The 22,090-nt window shown below is 38.1% G+C and carries 21 protein-coding genes, 1 tRNA gene and 1 pseudogene; 20 read left to right on the top strand and 3 right to left on the bottom strand.

The features are described 5' to 3' along the window. Nucleotides 1–99: 99 nt before the first annotated feature. Complete coding sequence (locus tag RWP19_RS03070; RefSeq protein WP_295208288.1) at nt 100–777, bottom strand: metal-dependent hydrolase; 678 nt, start codon at nt 775–777, stop codon at nt 100–102. Nucleotides 778–885: 108 nt separating this feature from the next. Between RWP19_RS03070 and moaC the strand changes: the two genes are divergently transcribed. The 9 genes from moaC to RWP19_RS03025 all read left to right on the top strand — a co-directional run bounded on the left by moaC (nt 886) and on the right by RWP19_RS03025 (nt 9,496). Continuing rightward, nucleotides 886–1,398: a cyclic pyranopterin monophosphate synthase MoaC gene (moaC, locus tag RWP19_RS03065; protein WP_295289008.1), complete on the top strand. Its 513-nt coding sequence runs from the start codon at nt 886–888 to the stop codon at nt 1,396–1,398. Nucleotides 1,399–1,426: 28 nt separating this feature from the next. After that, complete coding sequence (gene trmL, locus RWP19_RS03060; RefSeq protein ID WP_005385766.1) at nt 1,427–1,912, top strand: tRNA (uridine(34)/cytosine(34)/5-carboxymethylaminomethyluridine(34)-2'-O)-methyltransferase TrmL; 486 nt, start codon at nt 1,427–1,429, stop codon at nt 1,910–1,912. 103 nt (nt 1,913–2,015) lie between these two features. After that, nucleotides 2,016–2,381, top strand: a complete 366-nt coding sequence (locus tag RWP19_RS03055; protein WP_295208279.1) for a YlbF family regulator — start codon at nt 2,016–2,018, stop codon at nt 2,379–2,381. Next, complete coding sequence (gene murB, locus RWP19_RS03050; protein ID WP_295208276.1) at nt 2,356–3,285, top strand: UDP-N-acetylmuramate dehydrogenase; 930 nt, start codon at nt 2,356–2,358, stop codon at nt 3,283–3,285. The genes RWP19_RS03055 and murB overlap by 26 nt, the downstream gene beginning before the upstream one ends. A gap of 235 nt (nt 3,286–3,520) precedes the next feature. Continuing rightward, nucleotides 3,521–5,332, top strand: a complete 1,812-nt coding sequence (typA, locus tag RWP19_RS03045) for a translational GTPase TypA (protein WP_314356419.1) — start codon at nt 3,521–3,523, stop codon at nt 5,330–5,332. 256 nt (nt 5,333–5,588) lie between these two features. Continuing rightward, complete coding sequence (locus RWP19_RS03040; RefSeq protein WP_295257412.1) at nt 5,589–6,311, top strand: DUF4198 domain-containing protein; 723 nt, start codon at nt 5,589–5,591, stop codon at nt 6,309–6,311. Nucleotides 6,312–6,477: 166 nt separating this feature from the next. Next, the gene (locus RWP19_RS03035) at nt 6,478–8,724 is read left to right on the top strand and encodes an autotransporter outer membrane beta-barrel domain-containing protein (RefSeq protein WP_314356418.1); all 2,247 of its coding nucleotides are present in this window, start codon (nt 6,478–6,480) and stop codon (nt 8,722–8,724) included. 67 nt (nt 8,725–8,791) lie between these two features. Beyond that, nucleotides 8,792–9,250, top strand: a complete 459-nt coding sequence (locus tag RWP19_RS03030) for a low molecular weight protein-tyrosine-phosphatase (RefSeq protein ID WP_314356417.1) — start codon at nt 8,792–8,794, stop codon at nt 9,248–9,250. Nucleotides 9,251–9,421: 171 nt separating this feature from the next. Further along, nucleotides 9,422–9,496: transfer RNA gene (locus RWP19_RS03025), tRNA-Arg, on the top strand. 44 nt (nt 9,497–9,540) lie between these two features. On the opposite strand, the pseudogene RWP19_RS03020 reads toward RWP19_RS03025, so the two are convergent. Further along, nucleotides 9,541–9,885, bottom strand: a pseudogene (locus tag RWP19_RS03020) (hypothetical protein); the annotation flags it as partial. A 356-nt stretch (nt 9,886–10,241) separates the two neighbouring features. On the opposite strand from RWP19_RS03020, the gene RWP19_RS03015 reads away from it, so the two are divergent. Continuing rightward, nucleotides 10,242–11,057: a class I SAM-dependent methyltransferase gene (locus RWP19_RS03015; RefSeq protein WP_295207841.1), complete on the top strand. Its 816-nt coding sequence runs from the start codon at nt 10,242–10,244 to the stop codon at nt 11,055–11,057. 9 nt (nt 11,058–11,066) lie between these two features. Next, nucleotides 11,067–11,396: a nitrous oxide-stimulated promoter family protein gene (locus RWP19_RS03010; protein WP_314356416.1), complete on the top strand. Its 330-nt coding sequence runs from the start codon at nt 11,067–11,069 to the stop codon at nt 11,394–11,396. Between the two features lie 50 nt (nt 11,397–11,446). On the opposite strand, the gene RWP19_RS03005 is transcribed toward RWP19_RS03010, so the two are convergent. Further along, nucleotides 11,447–11,725 (bottom strand): glutaredoxin, encoded by a 279-nt coding sequence (locus RWP19_RS03005; RefSeq protein ID WP_295207835.1) that lies wholly within the window; start codon nt 11,723–11,725, stop codon nt 11,447–11,449. Between the two features lie 193 nt (nt 11,726–11,918). On the opposite strand from RWP19_RS03005, the gene ilvB reads away from it, so the two are divergent. The 9 genes from ilvB (at nt 11,919) to RWP19_RS02960 (ending at nt 22,033) form a co-directional block, all read left to right on the top strand. Further along, nucleotides 11,919–13,646, top strand: coding sequence for a biosynthetic-type acetolactate synthase large subunit (ilvB, locus tag RWP19_RS03000; protein ID WP_314356415.1), 1,728 nt, complete (start codon nt 11,919–11,921; stop codon nt 13,644–13,646). A gap of 8 nt (nt 13,647–13,654) precedes the next feature. After that, complete coding sequence (gene ilvN, locus RWP19_RS02995) at nt 13,655–14,167, top strand: acetolactate synthase small subunit (RefSeq protein WP_156719064.1); 513 nt, start codon at nt 13,655–13,657, stop codon at nt 14,165–14,167. A gap of 162 nt (nt 14,168–14,329) precedes the next feature. Continuing rightward, the gene (locus RWP19_RS02990; protein ID WP_314356414.1) at nt 14,330–14,917 is read left to right on the top strand and encodes a carbonic anhydrase; all 588 of its coding nucleotides are present in this window, start codon (nt 14,330–14,332) and stop codon (nt 14,915–14,917) included. Nucleotides 14,918–14,929: 12 nt separating this feature from the next. Next, a complete protein-coding gene (locus tag RWP19_RS02985) occupies nt 14,930–16,252 on the top strand; it encodes a metallophosphoesterase family protein (protein ID WP_314356413.1) in 1,323 nt (440 codons plus the stop codon). A gap of 344 nt (nt 16,253–16,596) precedes the next feature. Next, a complete protein-coding gene (locus RWP19_RS02980) occupies nt 16,597–17,784 on the top strand; it encodes a M20 family metallopeptidase (protein ID WP_314356412.1) in 1,188 nt (395 codons plus the stop codon). 19 nt (nt 17,785–17,803) lie between these two features. Beyond that, nucleotides 17,804–18,814 (top strand): ornithine carbamoyltransferase, encoded by a 1,011-nt coding sequence (gene argF, locus RWP19_RS02975; protein WP_314356411.1) that lies wholly within the window; start codon nt 17,804–17,806, stop codon nt 18,812–18,814. Nucleotides 18,815–18,936: 122 nt separating this feature from the next. Then, complete coding sequence (gene argC / locus RWP19_RS02970) at nt 18,937–19,887, top strand: N-acetyl-gamma-glutamyl-phosphate reductase (protein WP_314356410.1); 951 nt, start codon at nt 18,937–18,939, stop codon at nt 19,885–19,887. Between the two features lie 10 nt (nt 19,888–19,897). Then, nucleotides 19,898–20,755: an acetylglutamate kinase gene (gene argB / locus RWP19_RS02965; RefSeq protein WP_314356409.1), complete on the top strand. Its 858-nt coding sequence runs from the start codon at nt 19,898–19,900 to the stop codon at nt 20,753–20,755. A gap of 90 nt (nt 20,756–20,845) precedes the next feature. Continuing rightward, entirely contained in the window at nt 20,846–22,033 is a 1,188-nt protein-coding gene (locus RWP19_RS02960) for an aspartate aminotransferase family protein (RefSeq protein ID WP_314356408.1), read from the top strand. Nucleotides 22,034–22,090: the final 57 nt, after the last annotated feature.

Below are 22,090 nucleotides of genomic sequence, written 5' to 3'. Positions count from 1 at the left end.
ATATTTTGGTTTAACCTAGAGAAGCGTTTATAATAGCATATAAAAATGACGCAATTCCTTAGAATTGCGTCATTTCTATGCCATCAATATTCTATTATATTAGCTATTAAGTTCGATAGAAGAACCTGGATCGATGATTAGCGCCGTTTGGTTATATTTACCTTCAACTAGGCTTGTGAATACGCCTGGTTCACGGTCGATAACAGGCCATGTTTTATAGTGAATTGGAATGGAGATACGAGCTTTTACATAGGAAGCAGCAAGCGCAGCATCTTCAACACCCATTGTGTAATTATCACCGATAGGAAGTAAAGCGTAGTCTATATCGCTAAAGCGGTTCAATAATTTCATATCGCCAAAGAGCGCTGTATCGCCAGCAAAGTATACGATATCACCGTAAAAGTCGACGATACAACCTGCTGCATGGCCACCTGGTACGCCAGCACCATGGAATGCAGGAACTATGCGAACAGAACCGAATTCAAAGTCAAATTTACCGCCTAAATGCATAGCGTGTGTACGACAACCAGCAGCTGCTGCCTTACCAGCTACCTCTGCAGTAGAGATAACAAGCGCATCATTTGCTTTAGCGATAAAATCTGTATCACCATAATGGTCATCGTGACCATGGCTAACAAAGATATATTGACATTTAATATCTTCTTTTTTAGCGGTATCCCATGTATTACCTGTTAAGAATGGGTCGAAAATCATGGACACATCACCACGTGTGAGCATAAAGCAAGCGTGGCCGAAATAAGTTAGTTTTGTTTTCATAGGAACACTTCCTTCCTTATACATATAAATCTTAAATCTATTGTATAATATAATAAATGAAAATAAAACTATTGATGATAATTTATGCAGAATTAGTAAGGATATAGTATGGATTTAACACATTTTGATCAAGAAGGTAATGCGTGGATGGTAGATGTATCCGATAAGGATATTACATCTCGTACGGCTGTTGCTGAAGGTTTTATAGCCATTAATGATGCTATTTATGATCGCATTACTGCAGGGACAATGAAAAAGGGGGATGTCCTTAGTGTAGCTCAATTAGCAGCTATTATGGGGGCTAAGCAAACGAGTAATCTCATTCCTCTTTGTCATCCATTAGCGCTCACAAAGGTTGAAGTTCACTGCTCTTTAGTAGATGGTGAAAGCCTCGCTTGCACCGATGAAAATCATAACAAGGCGGTTAAGGTGCGTGCTATCGTTAAAACTACTGGAAAAACGGGCGTTGAAATGGAGGCTCTTACAGCAGTTCAAGTAGGCCTACTCACCGTATACGATATGTGTAAGGCCATTGATAAAGGCATGATTATGGGCCCTACATACCTCGTAGAAAAAGAAGGTGGTAAAAGTGGACATTTTGTGCGTTCCTTTGTAGAATAATATAGATATAAAGAATAGGGGAACAAAAATGGAAATAGTACTTTATGAGCCAGAAATTCCTGGCAATACTGGAAATATAGCGCGTTTATGCGCCGCTAATCACATGACTCTACATCTTATAAAACCACTTGGCTTTTCTATCGACGATAAGCACGTAAAACGGGCTGGTCTCGATTATTGGCATTTGGTAGATGTACAGGTACATGAAAATATTCAAGAGTTGTATGCGAAATATCCTGATCGCAGATATTTTTATGCTACTACAAAGGCAAAGCATACCCACTCCGAGGTAAAGTATGAAATTGGGGATATGCTCGTATTTGGACCTGAATCAAGAGGCTTGCCTGAAAGCTTATTAGAAGGTGTTGAAGAAACATGCATTCGCATACCAATGGTAGATGAAGCGCGTTCTTTAAACTTATCTAATGCGGTAGCTATCATCGCGTATGAAGCTATGCGTCAACTTGATTATCCAGATCTTAAAGCCGAAGGCAATTGGATTCAACCTAAATAAAATACTTTCACCATAAAGTGATATAGTAAATATATGTGTTATAAAACCTACCTAATCTATATGAACGGTAGTGTCTTAACAGGTGTTGTTAGAGGAGGATATTATGAACTACGATAAAGCTCATGATTTAGCTCACGCTATGCGTGAATCCGAAGAGTACAAAGAGTTAATGGAGGCTCAAGAAGCTTTGAAGGCTGATGCCGTAGCAGCAGCATTGGTACGTACATTTATGGCTCAACAAATGCAATGGGAATACGCAAAGTTGTCTGGTGCACCAGAAGCTGATGAATTACAAAAAAAACAAGAGGAAATGATGCCTCAAATTCAAGAAAATGCTGCAGCGTCTGCTTATTTACAAGCACAAATGCGTTGGAGCCAAATCTCTAATGATATTTACAAAATCATTAGCGAACCAATCACTGAGGGGATGAAAGTGTTAGATCATGGCGAACAACAACCACAACATTGAGGCGTTAAAAACGGCCTTATTAAAAGAATTACCAAGTACACGTGTACGAGAGCAGGAGCTACTTTGTAATCATACGACATTTAAAATCGGTGGTCCTGCTGATTTATTTATTGAACCTACTACAATGGCTGAGTTGAGCTTTGCGCTTCGTACCATTCATGAATTAGAGGTGCCTGTAACTGTGATTGGTTGCGGCTCCAATATTTTGGTGAAAGACGGGGGCATTCGTGGCGCCGTTGTATCGGTTCGTCATATGACTCAAATCATGGACTGTAATGATAATGTGTTATGCATTGGTTCTGGGTATATGTTAAAAGATGCTTCTGAATTTGCCTGGGAAAATGGCCTATCTGGTCTTGAGTTTGCCATTGGCATTCCAGGAACTTTGGGCGGTGCTGTATTTATGAATGCAGGTGCTTATGACGGGGAAATGAGCCATGTAGTTACTTCAGTACTAGCTGTAGACTTCCAAGGTAATATTAAGGAGTACGATGCATCTCATTTAGATTTCGCTTATCGTCATAGCGTATTCCATGATAACCATGAGGTTATTGGTGAAGTCGTTATGACACTCAAACCAGGCGACGAGGATGTCATCAAGGCACGTATGGATGAGCTTACTGAAAAACGTGAATCTAAGCAACCATTGGAATTTGCTAGTGCAGGTTCTACTTTCAAGCGCCCACCAGGGTATTTTGCAGGTACATTAATTGAACAAACAGGCCTAAAGGGCTTGTCTGTAGGTGATGCACAAGTATCTCATAAGCATGCTGGCTTTGTCATCAATACAGGTAGTGCTAGTGCAAAGGATGTACTTGACTTAATTGGTGAAGTACAACGTCGTGTATATGATCAACATGGTGTTCATTTAGAACCAGAAGTGCGCCTAATTGGTGAAGATTAATTAAATAATAATGAAAGATTTCTTATGCCTTTTGTTCTAATTCAAAATCTTGATAGACTTAATTCAAGCTATTGGAAGCAAGAGGTATAAGAAATCTTTTTTATAGTGTTTTTGACTTTTTTCTATAGACTGCGTTATAATTAACTGTTGCCAATTTTGGGAATATACCTACATAGCTATTTTCACAAGGGCTATGTGATATAGAATATACTAAAAGAATTAAAGGGAGGATCTTATGATTCGCGAAAATCTTCGTAATGTAGCGATTATCGCCCACGTTGACCATGGTAAAACTACTTTGGTGGACGCGTTATTAAAACAAAGCCATGTGTTCCGTGAAAATGAAAAAGTAGCAGAACGTGTAATGGACTCCAACGACTTGGAACGTGAACGCGGTATTACTATTTTGTCTAAAAACACTGCTGTTATGCATGATGGCATTAAAATCAACATCGTTGATACTCCAGGCCATGCTGACTTCGGCGGCGAAGTAGAACGTGTACTTAACATGGTTGACGGCGTATTGCTTCTCGTAGATGCTTACGAAGGTCCAATGCCTCAAACAAAATACGTTTTGCGTAAAGCGTTAGAACAAAAATTGAAACCAATCGTAGTTATCAACAAAATCGACCGTCCTGACCAACGTATTAAAGAGGTTGAAGATGAAGTTCTTGAATTGTTCATGGAACTTGAAGCTGATGATGACCAACTAGATTTCCCTGTAGTATACGCATCTGCTCGTGCTGGTGTGGCTAAAACTAACTGGGATGACGAAGCTGTAAATATGGAACCATTGTTTGAAACATTGATCGAAGAAATTCCTGCACCACAAGGTGATTTGGAAGGTCCTCTTCAATTCATGGTTACTACACTTGATTACGATAACTTTATCGGTAAAATTGCGGTAGGCCGTATCGTTCGCGGTAAAATGAAACCTAACCAACAAGTGGCTATCATGACTGGTGAAAGCACTCGTAAAGCGAAAATCGGTCGTGTATATACATACAATGGCTTGAACCGTGTTGAAACTGACGAAGCTGAAATGGGCGATATCATTGCGTTCGCTGGTATCGACGATATCAATATCGGCGAAACTGTAGCAGATGCTGAAAATCCTGAAGCATTACCATCCATCTCCATCGACGAACCAACATTGTCCATGGTATTCTCCGTAAACAACTCTCCATTCGCTGGTCGCGAAGGTGAATTCGTTACATCTCGTCACTTGCGCGATCGTTTGTTCCGCGAAGTAGAAACTAACGTTTCTATGAAGGTAGAAGAAACTGATTCTGCAGATGCTTTCAAAGTATCTGGCCGTGGCGAATTGCATTTGGCTGTATTGATCGAAACTATGCGTCGTGAAGGATATGAATTACAAGTAGGTAAACCTCGCGTAATTTTCAAAACTATTAACGACAAATTGTGCGAACCATTAGAAGCCTTGACTATCGACGTACCTCAAGAATTCATGGGTACTGTAATGGAAAATCTTGGTCAACGTAAAGCTGAATTGACTAACATGGTTGAGTTAGCTGGTTACCTTCGTATGGAATTCGTAATTCCTGCTCGTGGTTTGATCGGTTTCCGTGCACAATTCTTAACAGCTACAAAAGGTAATGGTATCATGAACCATGTATTCCATGGTTATGCACCATACAAAGGTGAAATTCCTTCCCGTACACGCGGTGCCTTGGTAGCATTCGAAAATGGCGAAACTACACCATATGGTTTGAACTCTGTTCAAGACCGTGGTACATTGTTCGTTGGTCCTAACCAAGATGTGTACGCTGGTCAAGTTATCGGTGAAAACACGCGTGAACTTGATATGGACGTTAACCCATGTAAGAAAAAACATGTTACTAACATGCGTTCTAGCTCCTCTGATGAAGCGGTTCGTTTGACTCCACCTCGTATCTTCTCCTTGGAACAAGCTCTTGAGTGGATCAATGATGACGAACTTGTTGAAGTAACACCTGAAAGCATTCGTATGCGTAAAACAATCCTTGATCGTAACGCACGTGCAAAAGCAGCTAAAAATAAAAAATAATATCTATATAGATAGTGAATGACGCTCCGTTAGGAGCGTCGTTTTTTGTAATTAAAGAAGATATTCCTATTTATTATATGCATATGAAAAATAAATGATAATTTTATCAATTATGAAAAATTAGCATAAAAAGTTTTGTATATACTTAGTTTGCATATTGACTTGCTTATAGGGGTATTGGTATGTACAAAATATTCATATAGATGTAAAATAATAGCAAGTTTGTTGAAACTAGTTATTGATTATGGAGGTTCTTATGAATAAGAAAATTCTAGCTTCTTTATTTGCTGTAGGTTTAGCGGCAGGTAGTGTGTACTCTTCTGTTGATGCTCATGGTGTATTCTTTGCTAATCGTACAGATGAAAAGGTACTTGTATTAGGTGAGGGTCCTGTAGATAATGCTTATAGTGCAGATATGGTAAAAAATATTACTGGATATGATGTACAAGGCAAACAAATCCCAGTACAAGTTGTTAAGCATGAAAAAAATGTAGCTATTGTTCCACCAGCAAATCTTGGTGTAACTGTAACTAATTTCGATTATGGTTACTGGACTAAGACTAAAGATGGTAAAACAATTCATAAACCAATCACTGAAGTTCCTGGTGCGGTTAAGAGTACACATGCTATTAAATATGATATTCATTACTGGAATGCACAAGCAAAACCATTTGTAGATAAAAATGCATTTATTCAAATTGTACCTTCTGTTAATCCATTGACATTAAGAAAAGGTGATACATATGAAATCCAAGTGTTTAAAGATGGTAAACCATATGCGAATGCACCTCTTATCAAAGATTTAGTAAATGATTTAACTGGTGAAGCTAAAGCCGATGAAAATGGTAAAGCTACTGTAGCTGTTACAGCAGATGGCTTAAATGTAGTAGGTGTTGAAGTTGCATTTCCTACACAAAATAAAGGGGAACAAAATAAATACTTTAGTGCATTGTCCTTCCTTATTTCTCCTGAAGAATAATAATTAATAATTTTAGTACTTACCGAGTGTGTGAGTTAATAGAAGACCTCCTTAGTTGGACTAAGGGGGTCTTTTTGTGCTTTTTAGGTGTTATAAATTTTATGTGATTTAGTGAGAGTATTATAAGCATCGTGTATTATAAGCATGATATAAGAAGGAGAGCATTATGAAGATTAGACGTCATGTATCAGCCGTGATGACTGCATTAGTATTAACAGGTATATCCTATTCTGCAATGGCTACAGAGATTACTGTAACAAGCGATAAAGCAGAGGAATTGCTAGGCTTAACCATGGGGACATCGGTACAAACGCAACCTGAGGTTAAGCATATTGAAGATACTTTAATTGTTAATGTGCATGGTAAAAGTTTAACAGAGACTGGTAAAAGTAAGAATGTAACAGGTATCTACAATGGCTTTGGCTCACAACTAACAGTAGATAAAGATCTTATTGTACGTTTAAAAAATGATGCACCAGCTTCTAAAAGAGAGCTTGGTCATTATTATATGAGTGCTGTCTATGCTGGCTATGGTGGTAAGGTCCCACGCCTTAGTAAGGATAATCCAGATCGAGATTATGGGGATACAAATATTCATGTTAAAGGGAATGTAGATATTGATGCTATCGGTGTGGGCTTACAAGCTAATCAACGAGGTCATATTATCGTTGATGGTGGTGGCCGAATTATTACACATCCGGTAGAAACATCTGATACTTATTCTGTAGTAGCAGAAGAGGGGGATGTATACGTTAATGCAGGTTCCGATGGTAAACATCCAGGGACTAAAGATTTAGTTGCCGTTGGTAATGTAGGCTTAATCGATAAGGATTATGGTCGCGATCCAAACCATAATGAAGAACCGACGAATGTAGGTTTAGCTTTCACAACACCAACCTCTAGCCTCACAGGTGCTGTATTAAATGAATATGTTGAAAGTAATAAAAATCCGCATAATTCTGGTGCTGATATTTATTTACAAAATGGGGCCACTTGGAATAATGAGTGGATTGGTATGGAGCGTCCTACACCTAAAAGAGAACGTCCATCAGGGGATAACGAAGCCTATTTATATAAAGGTAGTAAAGTTCGCAATCTCGTAGGTGGTACGAGTCCAACGGCTGCAGGTAATATTCATCCTATTGATGCTCGTCCTATTACAATTCAGAACTATAGTGGTTATGTGAATGCTATTTATAAATCTGGCGTACCAGCAAGCGAAGCTGGAAAAGGGCAAATCATTGTTGAACATGCGGCGGATAATAGTCATATTACAATGAAAGGCGACCATTCCGGTAATACCATCGACGATGCAAGCTACAAAAAGGATATTCAAGCATTAGCTGAGAAATTACAATACACAGGCAATGATAAGAAGCTTAGCACAACAGTTCAAATCAATGAAGGTGTTACTACACCTGGTGCTGTTGCAGACCTAGGGGCAGATCATTTTGATTCTCAAGGTCATCTTATTGTAGATGATACAACAAAAGTTGTTCGTGCTAGTGAATCATCGCTCGTAGGTGGCACAAAATCTGCCCTTACTTCAACAGTTATGGCGTGGAAAAATAATACTAATGATTTACAACGTCGTTTAGGTGATCTTCGTCTAGCTAATACAGATAAAGGAGTATGGGCTAAATATATAGGTGGTAAATCTAAGATTACAGATGGTGCTGATGCACATATGACATACAATGGCGTACAAATCGGGTATGATCATAAAGCCTCCAATGGATGGATTTTCGGCGGTGCCCTAGATTACAGTACATCTAGTAACTCTTATGCCAACGGCAGTGGCGACGGTAAGCTTGGCGGTATAGCCTTATATGGTACAAAGCAACATGATGATGGTCGTTATATCGATATCATCGCTCGTGGTAATAGATTATCCAACGACTATAGCCTTAACTCAATTAGTGGCCAACGTTTGAATGGTAACTACCATACATACGGTACATCCTTGAGTGCTGAATATGGCAAACGTATTAAAAAACAAAATGGTTTCTATATCGATCCTAGTGTAGAATTTATTCTAGGTCGTTTAAATGGTGTATCCTATGATGCAACTATTGCAGGCGGCGGATCCATGCATGTGAAATCTGATGCTGTAAATTCTGCCGTAGGTAGACTTGGCATTGGTATTGGTAAAGAAACAGAAAAATCTAATATCTTTGCAAAACTAGCACTAGCTCATGAATTCTCTGGTAAGGTAAATACTACATATTCTGCACCAGGTAACCCAACAGTACAAACAACTGTAGATTTAAAGGATACATGGCTTGATGCGGAAATCGGCGCTTCTTGGAGCGTTCGTCCTAGCACATATCTATATGGTACATTCACTAAAAACTTTGGTGCTACTATAGATAATACATGGCGTATCGATGCAGGGGTTAGACATAACTTTTAATTGAATATTGCACTAATAGTCCTTATAGCGTATGCTATAAGGACTATTAGTATGTAAGGAGTATGGTATGGTAAAAATCTTATTCATCTGTCATGGTAATATTTGTCGTTCAACTATGGCTGAGTTTTATATGAAGTATATCGTTGCGAAAGCTGGACTTAGCGACTCTATTTATGTTGAGTCTGCCGCTACATCGCGTGAGGAGATAGGGAAAGATACTCATTATGGGACTAAGCAAAAGCTGGATGAAATGGGGATTCCTTATACACGTCGCAAGGCTCGTCAAGTGACCGTTGATGACTATCATAACTTCGATTACCTCGTTATTATGGATGAAAATAATGGACGTAATTTAAAACGAATTATTGGCGATGACTTTGATTCTAAGGTGTATAAGGCCATGTCTTTTGTTGGTGAAAGCCGTGATGTAAAGGATCCTTGGTATACGGGAAACTTTGACGAAACCTATGACGATATAAGTCGTAGCTGTGATGCTTTATTAGAGTTGATTAAAGAGAAAATATAAATATATAGACCTTACTATTAGATGGTGTAGAAATAGTGCTTGAGTTTAACTATAGTTATTCCGAACCTGAATTGGCTTAATAGTAAGGTTTTTTCTATATACAGACTATCTCGCTTTATACTTTATACTACCGAACCATAGCGTTATATGGTATAATTTTTAGGTATTCATGCGCCTATAGCTCAGGGGATAGAGCGCCGGTCTCCGGAACCGGGTGCGCAGGTTCGAATCCTGCTAGGCGCACCAAATAAAAGGCTTCTCGAAATTTCGAGAAGCCTTTTTATGTGTCTTATTTCTTCATTAGTTATATATACCATCTTTTTGTAATAGACAGTACCGTCAAATTCTATCCAACGGCTTGTTTTACCATTTAGTTTGCAAATTTGCATTCTGCCGGCCCAGCTGCCCATGCTACGGAATTGTTTTCCTTTAGAAAAACGTACCTCACGAATATCACTTAATTTAAATGTTCTTCTTACTAAGCCAATGCCTATAGAGACTTGATCATTCTTAAAGTAAAGAAGTTTATAACGCTCTTCAGGAGGCATAGATCTAATTATAGATAAGTTATAAATAGCAAAAACTACAGCAATAGCGATCAATAGAAACATAAGGATTATCATATATTTTCCCATACTTTCAAAGCCTCCTTTTCTTTATTATAATAAATATAAATAATATATGAAACAGCTATATTAACTCTAGTAATAAGAAAGAAACGAATAGAAATACATGCACGAACTATTCTACCTCTTTTGGCTGTTATTTATATTTGATAGTATTGAAATAACGTGTAAATGTGATTTGAGTAACACATTTTGTTTTGAGAATGATGTACAATAAGAATGTCCTTGTGAAAATCTGAACATCCTTGCTGGAACACTAGGCATATAGGACGTGATGAATAACATATAGATTATCTAATTAAGATTAATATAGTACTAAATTGTATCATTGCATAGTTTTGATGTAGTGATATAGAGGAGATAGAATGACAAATAGAATACAAGAACTCACCGTCGACGAAACTTGGCGTAATGAGCAAGATGCGTGGAATAATCGATCTAATTACTTTGTAGAAATGCATAATCGGGACGATCGTAAGGCGCAGGTTGCAGAGTTTTTATCCTTCTTGAAGGATGAAAATCTTTTGCCCCCTAAAAACGGTTGTACCCTTGATATTGGCTGTGGTGTATGTGACTATGCATTAGGATTGGCTCGTGAAGGCCATAAAGCAACAGGTATAGATTTATCTGATGGTATGATTCGTGGTGCTAAACAATTAGCAGAGGCAGAAGGTTTAGATCTTAGCTTGTATATTGCACCGTGGTCTGATGAAACTCGCCGTGAACTAAAATGGGATAAAACCTTTGATTTAACATATAGTATTTTTTGCCCTATCATGTTTGATGTAGAAAACATTCGCGCCATGCATGAATCAAGTAAGGACAAATGCTTGTGGATCGCTTTTAGTGAACGCAGCGATGAAACGGTAGATATGTTATCTGAACATTTCTTTGGTCGTGATTCATTCCCTTGGGATGGTAAGATGAAAGCATGTTTAGATGTTATTCATGAAATAGGGCATAATGTAAAAGTGACTTATAAAACAGTGCCTGAAACAGAGGTTATGAGCCTTGATAAAGCGGTTAATTACTTTGCTATGCGACTTCATAATAATACATGGGGCGATATAGAAGATATGAAAGTAGAAATTAGAAATCTCATTGAACCATTAGCCATTAATGGAGAAATTCATAATAAAACGGTTGATAAAGTGGCGTGGATATCTTGGTCTGTGAAATAGGAGAGCCGTATGACAGTTGATGAAAAACGTAAGTTAGAACTAAAAACTATGTACCAAATCATTGGCATCTATTGTCATAATAAGCACCATACGTCTAAAGGACATCTTTGTGAAGATTGTGAGCATGTTTGGGAATATGCAGAGCATCGAATTAATGCCTGCCCACATATGGAGAGTAAAACTTTTTGTAGTGTATGTAAAACTCATTGCTATGAACCTACGTATCGCGAAAAGATCCGTGAAATCATGCGCTATGGTGGACCTAGAATGTTATTGGTATCACCAATTCAAGTCATTAAACATATATATCTTGAGTGGAAGGACAAAAAAAGAGGCTAGCATTGCTAGCCTCTTTCTTAATGGTTTTATAACGATTTCATGTAATAATCCTATGCGATTGCTTTATCCAATACAGCTTTAATGAAAGCTTTTGTTTGGTCATAGCTTTCACCAGGTTGAGCCTCATATTGTTTGTCGAGGTCGAACCACAAGTTTGGATAGTATTCATATGGGTGAGTTTTGAAGAGCTCATGAGCGTCTTGATCTTCAACCCAGTTGATATGAATATCCGCATATGCAGGATTTTCTGCAACAAGTTCATCGATAGCACGGAATGCATTTGCACAATAAGGGCAACCGTTTAAGTGGAAACCTAAGATTTCTTTCATGGTTTTACAGTCCTTTCCAGACAAAAGTAATATATATTTCTATAATTTGAGATTTATTACATACTCATGTACCACAACATGTGGTACACTACTGAGTATAACACATCTATATAAGATATTCAATTTTTTAGATATATCGAATGAGAATATGGATAATGCGATATGCATGTTTTACATAGTTAAGGAGGCACCTATGATTTCAGGCGCAGCATATGTGGTGAAGGCCCTTCAAGAGGAGCAGGTAGATATACTATTCAACTATCCTGGGGCAGCAACCATCGATATCATGGATGAATTATATAAACAAGATAAGGTAAAAGTAATTTTGCCACGTCATGAGCAAGCATTGGCTCATGCAGCAGATGGTTATGCTCGTAGTACAGGTAAAGTAGGGGTGTGCATGGTAACCTCTGGACCAGGTGCTACAAACCTTGTGACAGGCATTGCTACAGCATACTCTGATAGTGTTCCTCTTGTTTGTATTACAGGTCAAGTAGACTTGGGCCTCATGGGCAATGACGCATTCCAAGAGGTGGATACGGTTGGTATTGTGCGCAATATCTGTAAATATGCTGTTACCGTTCGTGATCGTAAAGAGCTAGGGCGTATTTTGAAAGAAGCATTTTATATTGCCCGTACTGGTCGTCCTGGTCCTGTAGTGGTGGATGTTCCTAAAAATATTCAAAAGGCTATGGGCTCTGATGAGTATCCTACAGAGGTTAATATTCGTGGCTATAAACCAAATACAACAGTTCACGTAGGACAAGTAAAAAAAGCATGCTCTATTATCAGCAAGGCTAAACGACCACTATTCTTATTAGGTGGTGGCGTTAGCATTAGTGGTGCTAACGATCTCATGATGAAGCTAGTAGAAAAAACAGGCATTCCTGTTGTAACTACATTGATGGGTAAAGGTGCTATCGATAGTCGACATCCTTTATATCTCGGCAATATTGGTATTCATGGTGGCTATGCACCGAATGTGGCACTCACTGATTGTGATGTAATGATTTCTATTGGTACACGCTTTAACGATCGTATTACAGGCAAATTAAGTACCTTTGCACAAAATTGTAAGATTATCCATATTGATGTGGATGCAGCATCTATTTCTAAAAATATTAAGGTCGATATTCCAATCGTAGCAGATGCTAAATTAGCTATTGAAAAATTATTGGAATATATTGAACCTCATGATCTTGGTGAATGGCCTGCGCAATTACAACAACTTAAGGCTGACCGCCCTGTTACACAAGCTGGTGAAGAGGGCTTAACACCTCAAATTGTTATTGATTATATTAATAACCACTATGCACGTCCTATTGTTGCTACCGATGTAGGACAAAACCAATTATGGACCACACAATTCCTTGAACTTAAAGGACAACATCAAATGTTGACGTCTGGTGGTCTTGGTACGATGGGCTATGGCTTCCCAGCTGCCTTAGGCGCTCAAATCGGCAAGCCTGATAAACGAGTATTTGCTATCTGCGGTGATGGTGGCGTACAAATGAATATTCAAGAATTTGCTACAGCTATGCATTATCGCTTGCCAGTAACGCTTATTATTTTGAATAATGGTTTTCTCGGTAATGTACGCCAATGGCAACAATTATTCTATGATAAACGATATGCATGTACGAACTTATTAATGGATGAAAGTGCTATTGTGACGCGTGATATGATTGATAATGATAAATTCGAATACGTACCGGACTTTGTAAAATTAGCAGAAGCTTATGGTGCAAAGGCAATGCGTATCACGAAGGTAGAGGATATTGAAAAAGGGTTCCAATTGGCAGATACTTTCAAAGATGGTCCTACATTACTTGAGTTTATCATTCCAACGGAGCTCAATGTATTGCCAATGGTACCAGCTGGCAAATCTTTAAGCGATATGTTATTAAAGGATAAAAAATAGGAGGGGCTATGGAATTACATATGGAAAAACGCTGTATCTCAGCGTATGTAGAAAACCAAATCGGCGTATTGGCTAAAATTTCAGGCCTCTTCGCAGGTAAAAATTATAACCTTGATACATTGACTGTAGGAGAGACAGAAGATCATACCATGTCTCGTATGACCATTGAGCTCACATGCGACGATTTGACATACGAACAAATCATTAAACAGCTTAATCGCAGTGTAGAGGTGATTAAGGTTATCGACTTTACGGATATGCCGATTACAAAGAAAGAACTATTGTTTATTAAGGTCAACAGCTGCAAAGAAGCAGATAAACAAGAAATCTTCCGCATTGCTCAAACCTTTGACTTGTTGGTAGTCGATTATAACCGCAAATCTGTTCTCGTACAATGTGTTAAAACAGTATCTAAAAATAACGACATGATTGCACTGTTTAAAGATATGTTCGTCAACCGCATTGAAGTGGTGCGCGGTGGTAGCGTTGCTATTGAAGCGTTATCTACACCAGATAGATAAGACGTAGTTACAGCTATTATAAATCTATTTTTGAGAGTAATAGCGTTAATCTTGCTAGTGATTTAGAGCGTGTATAACTTGATATGATATAATATTTATATCGACCATTATTGATATAGAGACCTTGGTTGTATGCCAAGGTCTTTTTATATAGGAGGTACTATGAGTTTATTAGATGATATTTTAGCCCATAATAGAGAATATGTAGAAGATCAAAATACAGGTTATGTAGATATTGATACAAAATGTAGTAAGATGCCAAGCCGTGAGATGGCTATTGTGACATGCATGGATACACGCCTTGTTAACTTTTTAGAAGATTCTATGGATATCGGTCGTGGCGAAGCGAAAATCGTAAAGACTGCAGGTAACTGTATTACAGGTCCCTTTGATGGCGTTGTACGTAGCTTACTTGTATGTATCTATGAGCTAGGAGTTAACGAAATCTTTATCATTGGTCACCATGAATGTGGTATGGCAAAAACTACAGCAAAAAATTTAACAGAAAAAATGTTGGCTCGTGGTATTGCACCAGAAGCGATTCATATGGTCCGTAAAGAAATGGAACGCTGGGCAGATGGATTTACACACCCTGCAGAAAATGTAGAAGACACTGTAGACGAATTGCGTATGAATCCTTTGATTCCGAAAGACGTACCTATTCACGGTCTTATCTTCCATCCTAGAACAGGTGAAATTGAAGTCATCATCAATGGCTATACACAAATGAAACAATATTACGAAAAATAATTTTAGAACTATATGAATAAAAGTAAACCATTAAAAGCAGTTATAGCTATTGGAGCTTTGGTTGTATTAGCCATAGGTGGCTATGTATATAAAGATGCTATACATAGTCGTATAGCTCGGACCGCGGCTATCGTGAGTGGGCAAGAGATTAAGCCTCTTATCGATTCTGAAAGTCGTTATATTCGACAAATTGTAGCTCAAGATAATAGCACAAGCCGTACCATTATGTGGCAGTCTGATAGTAGTGAACCTGATGCGGTTATAGAATATCGCCAAGATGGGGCTGATACTATACAAACCATAAATGCTACTGATAAAGCTTTTACCGATGATGACAGTACCACTTATATTCATGAAGCTACAGTAACAGGTTTGACGCCTAATACTAAATATGAATATCGCGTTGGTTATGGTAGTGATCGCCGTAGTGATTGGTACTCCCTGGAAACGGCTGGTGCCAGTGTATATGATGTGCTCATCTATCCAGACTCTCAGTCGGGGGATTATTCTCAATGGGAAGAGATTGTAAAAGACTCAGCACATCGTACTCCTAAGGCTGCACTATATATTGGTATGGGCGATCTTGTAGATAATGGGGAACAAGCTTATCAATGGCGTACGTGGCTCAACTCTATACAACCATTGAGTACTCGTGTACCGTTAGCACCTATGATGGGTAACCATGAAATGTATACATTAGATTGGAAAATGCGCGAGCCTAAGGCTTACCTAAATTACTTTGATGTACCATCCAATGGAAATACAACCTTTGACCGTCATTATTATTCCTATGATTATGGTGATGTTCATTACGTTGTGTTAGATACGCAACTTTATGAAAGCAATCATGACGACAATCATGATGTACATCATCCTGATTTATATGACGTACAGGTTCAATGGTTACGCCAAGATTTAACTAATAATACTAAAAAGTGGACTGTCGTTCTTATGCATCGGGATCCATTCCAATATGCCTTTGACCGACCAGGTGCAAGTCGTGATATAGGATTCAACGAAGAGGGTGTATTGTTTATGCCTATCTTTGATGAGTTTAATGTAGATTTAGTGTTGTCAGCTCATTTACATTCTTATCGTAATAGAGGGCATGTACGTAACTTTGATCGAGATGCTTCAGGACCATTATATATCCTGACTGGTATTGCCGGAGATGCTCGTCGCCCTAAGTGGAAAGAACATCCTTTAGATGTATATGTGGCACCAGATCGAGATAAGAATAACTATATGACGATGACTGTTACACCGAATAAATTAATAGTAAAAGCTTTCTTACCAGACGGTACACAGCTAGATGAGTCGGTTATAGAGAAATAGAAGCACAAGAATATAAGAATATATAAGCAAAAGACACCTTCCTTGGAAGGTGTCTTTTTTGTGTGTTTATACAAATAGTTTTCTCTGATTTATAGATTAAATAGGTAAACATATAAATGATAATTATATATTTATTAGATATTTTATATGATAAATTAAGTTCATGTAAATTACAGTTTTAAGGACTATGATAAAAATTAATTTATACTATAACAAATAAAAATACAGAAAATTTGTATAAAACTTGAATAAAACGAGTGATAGTATTATAATACGTACATAGGTTATAAAAATACGCTAATAATGTATAAAATATACATACAGTGTATAAAGGAGATAGAGTAATGAATACATTACAAGCTTTGATCAAGAAATATGCCGCACAATATAAAGAACAAGTTGTAGCATGGCGTAGACATATTCATAGTTATCCAGAATTATCTGGGGATGAAAAAAATACATCCTTGTTCATTCAAAAGATTCTTGGTGAATTAGGTATTTCTTTTGTAAATGATGTTTCTGATTATGCCGTTATCGGTAAAATCGAAGGAGATCAACCTGGACCAGTCATAGCATTGCGTGCCGATATAGATGCATTGCCAATCCATGAAACAACAGGGTTGCCATTTACATCTCAAAATGAGGGCGTTATGCATGCTTGTGGTCATGATAGTCATATTGCAATCTTGCTAGGTGCAGCGGCTATCCTACAATCCATAAAAAATCAACTGCATGGCACTGTAAAGCTTGTGTTTCAACCTTCCGAAGAGGAAGCGTTATTCCCTGGTGCACAAGGCATTGTAGATAGTGGGATTCTCGATGATGTAGATGAAATTTATGGACTTCATGTATGGCCACAACTTCCAGTTGGTACTGTGGGACTTAAAAAAGGTAATTTGATGGCCGCATCGGATCACTTTTTCGTGCATATTAAAGGAAAATCGACCCATGGTGCTGAGCCTCATAATGGAATCGATGCCATTGTAGCTGCTGCAAATTGGATTGTTAATGTGGAATCCATAGTGGCTCGCGAAACTAATCCAATGGAAAACCTCGTATGTACCATTGGTGTGATTAATGGTGGCGACCGATATAATGTAGGCTGTGGCGATGTACATCTTGAAGGTACATGTCGTACCTATGCACCTGAAAAACGTGATTATATTGAACGACGTCTTGGTGAAAGCTTACAAGCTATCGACATGATGTTTAAAACAGTAAGTACTTTAGATTATAAACGCGGTCATGGAGCGACTATTAATGATTCAGATGCCATCGATTATGCTACATCCATTGTAGAAAAATATCTTGGCAAACAAGCGGTGGTACATCCTGAGTTTCCATCTATGGCTGCAGAGGACTTTTCCGCATATCTTCATAAATTTAAAGGGGCCTTCCTTTGGTTAGGTACAGGATTTGAAGGTAATCCAGCTTTACATAATGAGGCTTTCACCATTGATGAAAGCATCCTAGAACCAGGTATAACAATGATGGCTGCCATCGCTGCCGAATTTTTGCAAGATAAAAAGTAGTTTGGAATAAGAGGTTATTATGAAAAGTTTACAACATATATCATTTAAAACAATGCTTCAATATACACCAGAAGAAATTAAATATTTCTTGGACTTAGCTGCAAAATTAAAAGCCGATAAAAAAGCAGGCAAAGAAATCAAAACATTAGAAGGTAAAAACTTTGTTCTTATCTTTGAAAAAGATTCTACACGGACACGTTGTGCCTTTGAAGTAGGCGCTGCGGACCAAGGGGCTCATACTACATATCTTGGACCTACAGGTTCTCAAATGAATAAAAAAGAATCTTTGAAAGATACAGCTCGTGTTCTTGGTTCTATGTATGATGCTATTGAGTTCAGAGGTTTTGACCAAGCCGATGTAGATACACTAGCTGATTATTCTGGCGTACCTGTTTGGAATGGTCTTACCGACATGGACCACCCAACACAAACATTAGCGAATTTTTTGACACTTCAAGAAAATATCGACAAACCATTGAATGAAATCTCCTATGCTTATGTAGGTCACGGTCAATCTAATATGTGTAATGCCTTGATGAGTGGGGCCGCTAAAATGGGTATGGACTTTAGACTTATCGGTCCTAAACAATACTGGCCAGCCGGTCCATTCTATGAAGAATGTTTGAAAGTTGCAAAAGAAACAGGTGCTACCATTACATGTACAGATAACGTAGCTGAAGGTGTTAAAGGTTTAGATGTAATCTATACAGGTGTATGGGTAACTATGGGTGATACATACGATATGTGGGAAGAACGTATTAATACGTTTAAACCATTCCAAGTTAACGCTGAAATGATGGCATTAACTGGTAATCCAAATACCAAATTCTGTCACTGCTTGCCAGCATTCCACAATACAGAAACACAAGTAGGTAAAGATATCTTTGAACGGTTCGGCATGAATGGTATTGAGGTAACGGAAGAGGTATTTGAAGGTCCAAACTCCTTAGCCTTCCAAGAAGCAGAAAATCGTCTCCATACAATTAAGGCTGTTATGGTTGCTACATTTAGTGACTATCCTTTGAAATAATTTCATCTCCCTAGAAGGTGATGAATCGTATAGTTTGTTTCCTGTTTATAATCACTGAAAGTAATACCTGAGAATTGTATAAATAGGTGTGAGTCACCAATAGGTGAGAATTGAGGTTTATTATGGTACCCTATAAAGTATTTATTGTCGGTCATGAAGGTACAACAGGTTTAAGAATTCATGAACGGTTATCCGATAGAAAAGATATAGAGCTATTGGCCACAGCTGATGCGGATCGTAAAAATGTAGAGGCTATAAAAGAGGTAGCTAAAGAGGCAGATATTGTATTTCTCTGTTTGCCTGATGCGGCCTCTAAAGAAATTATGGACGCTATCGGTGAATTACCTTGTAAAGTAATTGATACATCGACAGCGTTTAGAACAGCTGATGATTGGGCCTATGGTTTCCCAGAACTAGGTGCAGATTATAAAACAGCCATCGCTAGAGAAAAACATATTGCCAATCCTGGTTGCCATGCAAGTGGTATGATTGCTTGTATAGCACCTCTTGTAAAAGCAGGTCTTGTACCAGCAGATTATCCATTCACTATCACATCCTTAACAGGCTATAGCGGTGGTGGTAAAAAGATGATTGGCCAATATGAAAGTGAACCAAAGGATTATTTCCTCTATGCACCGCGTCAATATGGCCTTAGTCAACAACATAAGCACTTGCCTGAGGTACAACATGTATGTGGCCTTAGTGAAGCACCTATTTTTATTCCTATCGTTGACGATTATTATTCTGGCATGGAAGTAACGGTAGGTATTCATAGTCGTTTATGTCAAAAGCCAATAAGTATTGATACAGTGCAACAGGCATTGGAAAACTTTTATAAAGATAGTCCGATCATTACTGTCGTACCATTTACCGAGAACAGTAATACAGGCATGTTAAATGCCAATCAATTGAGTAACACAGATAGCATGAAAATCTATGTGACTGGCAACGATGAACGCATTATGGTTCATGCTATTTTTGATAATTTAGGCAAAGGTGCATCTGGTGCTGCCGTTCAATGTATGAACATTGCTTTAGGTTTGCCTGAGGATACAGGCCTAGCACTAGGTTAGAGAGGAAACTATGAAGGACGTAACAAATGCAATGCGGGCGCATATCTTAACTGCGGCCGTTCCATATATTAAACAATATACAGATCAATATGTTGTCGTTAAATATGGCGGCAATGCGATGATTGATGAAGAATTAAAAAAATCTGTTATGAAGGATTTGCTATTACTTCAGTTAGTAGGGGTTAAAGTAGTCCTTGTCCATGGCGGTGGTCCAGCTATTAATAGTACATTGGATGCTATGCAAATTGAATCGCATTTTGCAAATGGCTTACGTGTAACCGATGAGTCGACAATGGATGTAGTACAAATGGTATTAGCTGGTAAGGTTAATAAAGGTCTCGTGGCAGACCTTACTGATCTTGGCGGTAAAGCAATAGGTCTTTGTGGTGTAGATGGTAATATGATTCAAGTTCATAAACAAAATGATGAGCTTGGGTACGTAGGCTCCATAGATACTATCGATACAAGTATTATCGATGATGTTATCAGTAGAGGTTATATTCCTGTCATTTCTTCCATTGGTATGGGGGCTGATGGTAAGACATATAATATCAATGCTGATACGGTAGCCGCAAAAATTGCCGGTGCTCTCAAGGCGGAAACAATGGTGGCTATGACTAACATTGATGGTGTATTAAAAGACGTGCATGATCCAGAGTCTTTAATTTCAAAAATTACAATGGCAGAGGCAGAGCAATTAAAAGCTGATGGAATAATTGCGGGAGGCATGATTCCTAAAGTAGATTGCTGTTTAGAGGCCATTGAAGCTGGGGCGCAAAAGGTATTTATCATAAATGGTGAGATTCCACATGCTATCCTTATCGAACTATTGACCAATGAAGGTCTTGGCACAATGTTTGTAAAGTAATATAGTAGATATAATGATGGTAATCATCTATTACCATTGTTACCTTTCATATAGATAGACGACGGCTAGGCCGTACGTTTGGAGGATATAATGAGTAATACAATCGATTTTGAACAACAAGATAAAGAATATATAGCCAATACGTATGGCCGGTTCAATGTATGTTTTGAAAAGGGTAAAGGTTCTCTTTTATGGGATGTAAATGGTAAAGAATACATCGATCTTGGATCTGGTATCGGCGTAACAGCTTTTGGTGTCGATGACGATGCTTGGACTGAAGCTGTTACTAAACAGGCTCATGCATTAAATCATATTTCTAATTTATACTATTCTTTGCCACAAATTGAATTGGCAAAACAATTGTGCGCTAAAACAGGTATGAAGAAGGTATTCTTCTCTAACTCTGGTGCAGAGTCTAATGAATGTGCCATCAAAGCAGCTCGTAAATATAGCCATGACAAATACGGTGAAGGTCGTCATGTCATCGTCACCTTGGTTAATAGCTTCCATGGTCGTACTATTACTACCTTGTCTGCTACAGGCCAAGATGTATTCCATCAACATTTCTTCCCATTTACAGAAGGCTTTATTCATACACCAGCCAATGATATTGATGCGGCCTTACAAGCTCTTTCCAATCCTGCCGTATGTGCTATTATGATGGAACCTATTCAAGGTGAAGGTGGGGTTATGCCTTTGGATAAAGAGTTCGTACAAGCAGTAACAAAATATGCTCATGAACACGATCAACTTGTGTTAATTGATGAAGTACAAACTGGTAATGGCCGTACCGGTAGTCTATATGCATACCAACAATTTGGCATTGAGCCAGATGTAGTATCTACTGCAAAAGGTTTAGCAGGTGGCCTTCCTATGGGGGCTACATTATTCAATGAAAAGATGCAATATGTGTTAAATGCTGGTGCTCATGCTACAACCTTTGGTGGCAATCCAATCTGTGCAGCTGCAGGTAATACCATTATTAGTCGTATGACTCCAGAATTCCTTGATTCTGTAAAAGCAAAAGGAGAGTATGTAAAAGCTACATTAGCTGGTAAACCTGGTATACTTGGTGTGAGCGGTATGGGGCTTATGCTTGGTATTGAAACTACAGTAGATCCAAAAGCAGTCATTCCGAAATGTCTTGAAAAAGGCGTTGTATGTTTGTCTGCGAAAAATAAGGTACGTCTTTTGCCAGCTCTTAATATTCCTCAAGATCAATTGGAAAAAGCGATTACTATTGTAGCTGAAGCTATTGAAGAGTTAGCGGCAAAATAATTGTTTGAATAACTTTTATAAAATTTAATTAAAATCATTACGTAATAACATAACTAT

The organism is uncultured Veillonella sp. (assembly GCF_963522475.1).
Classification (GTDB): domain Bacteria; phylum Bacillota; class Negativicutes; order Veillonellales; family Veillonellaceae; genus Veillonella.
Note: the sequence above shows the minus strand (reverse complement) of the source record. Positions and strands in the feature narration are given on the sequence as shown.

What these genes read in the sequence shown, in the direction of transcription:
- RWP19_RS03070 (WP_295208288.1), bottom strand. Translation starts at nt 777, where the DNA reads ATGAAAACAAAACTAACTTATTTCGGCCACGCTTGCTTTATGCTCACA.
- moaC (WP_295289008.1), top strand. Translation starts at nt 886, where the DNA reads ATGGATTTAACACATTTTGATCAAGAAGGTAATGCGTGGATGGTAGAT.
- trmL (WP_005385766.1), top strand. Translation starts at nt 1,427, where the DNA reads ATGGAAATAGTACTTTATGAGCCAGAAATTCCTGGCAATACTGGAAAT.
- RWP19_RS03055 (WP_295208279.1), top strand. Translation starts at nt 2,016, where the DNA reads ATGAACTACGATAAAGCTCATGATTTAGCTCACGCTATGCGTGAATCC.
- murB (WP_295208276.1), top strand. Translation starts at nt 2,356, where the DNA reads ATGGCGAACAACAACCACAACATTGAGGCGTTAAAAACGGCCTTATTA.
- typA (WP_314356419.1), top strand. Translation starts at nt 3,521, where the DNA reads ATGATTCGCGAAAATCTTCGTAATGTAGCGATTATCGCCCACGTTGAC.
- RWP19_RS03040 (WP_295257412.1), top strand. Translation starts at nt 5,589, where the DNA reads ATGAATAAGAAAATTCTAGCTTCTTTATTTGCTGTAGGTTTAGCGGCA.
- RWP19_RS03035 (WP_314356418.1), top strand. Translation starts at nt 6,478, where the DNA reads ATGAAGATTAGACGTCATGTATCAGCCGTGATGACTGCATTAGTATTA.
- RWP19_RS03030 (WP_314356417.1), top strand. Translation starts at nt 8,792, where the DNA reads ATGGTAAAAATCTTATTCATCTGTCATGGTAATATTTGTCGTTCAACT.
- RWP19_RS03015 (WP_295207841.1), top strand. Translation starts at nt 10,242, where the DNA reads ATGACAAATAGAATACAAGAACTCACCGTCGACGAAACTTGGCGTAAT.
- RWP19_RS03010 (WP_314356416.1), top strand. Translation starts at nt 11,067, where the DNA reads ATGACAGTTGATGAAAAACGTAAGTTAGAACTAAAAACTATGTACCAA.
- RWP19_RS03005 (WP_295207835.1), bottom strand. Translation starts at nt 11,725, where the DNA reads ATGAAAGAAATCTTAGGTTTCCACTTAAACGGTTGCCCTTATTGTGCA.
- ilvB (WP_314356415.1), top strand. Translation starts at nt 11,919, where the DNA reads ATGATTTCAGGCGCAGCATATGTGGTGAAGGCCCTTCAAGAGGAGCAG.
- ilvN (WP_156719064.1), top strand. Translation starts at nt 13,655, where the DNA reads ATGGAATTACATATGGAAAAACGCTGTATCTCAGCGTATGTAGAAAAC.
- RWP19_RS02990 (WP_314356414.1), top strand. Translation starts at nt 14,330, where the DNA reads ATGAGTTTATTAGATGATATTTTAGCCCATAATAGAGAATATGTAGAA.
- RWP19_RS02985 (WP_314356413.1), top strand. Translation starts at nt 14,930, where the DNA reads ATGAATAAAAGTAAACCATTAAAAGCAGTTATAGCTATTGGAGCTTTG.
- RWP19_RS02980 (WP_314356412.1), top strand. Translation starts at nt 16,597, where the DNA reads ATGAATACATTACAAGCTTTGATCAAGAAATATGCCGCACAATATAAA.
- argF (WP_314356411.1), top strand. Translation starts at nt 17,804, where the DNA reads ATGAAAAGTTTACAACATATATCATTTAAAACAATGCTTCAATATACA.
- argC (WP_314356410.1), top strand. Translation starts at nt 18,937, where the DNA reads ATGGTACCCTATAAAGTATTTATTGTCGGTCATGAAGGTACAACAGGT.
- argB (WP_314356409.1), top strand. Translation starts at nt 19,898, where the DNA reads ATGAAGGACGTAACAAATGCAATGCGGGCGCATATCTTAACTGCGGCC.
- RWP19_RS02960 (WP_314356408.1), top strand. Translation starts at nt 20,846, where the DNA reads ATGAGTAATACAATCGATTTTGAACAACAAGATAAAGAATATATAGCC.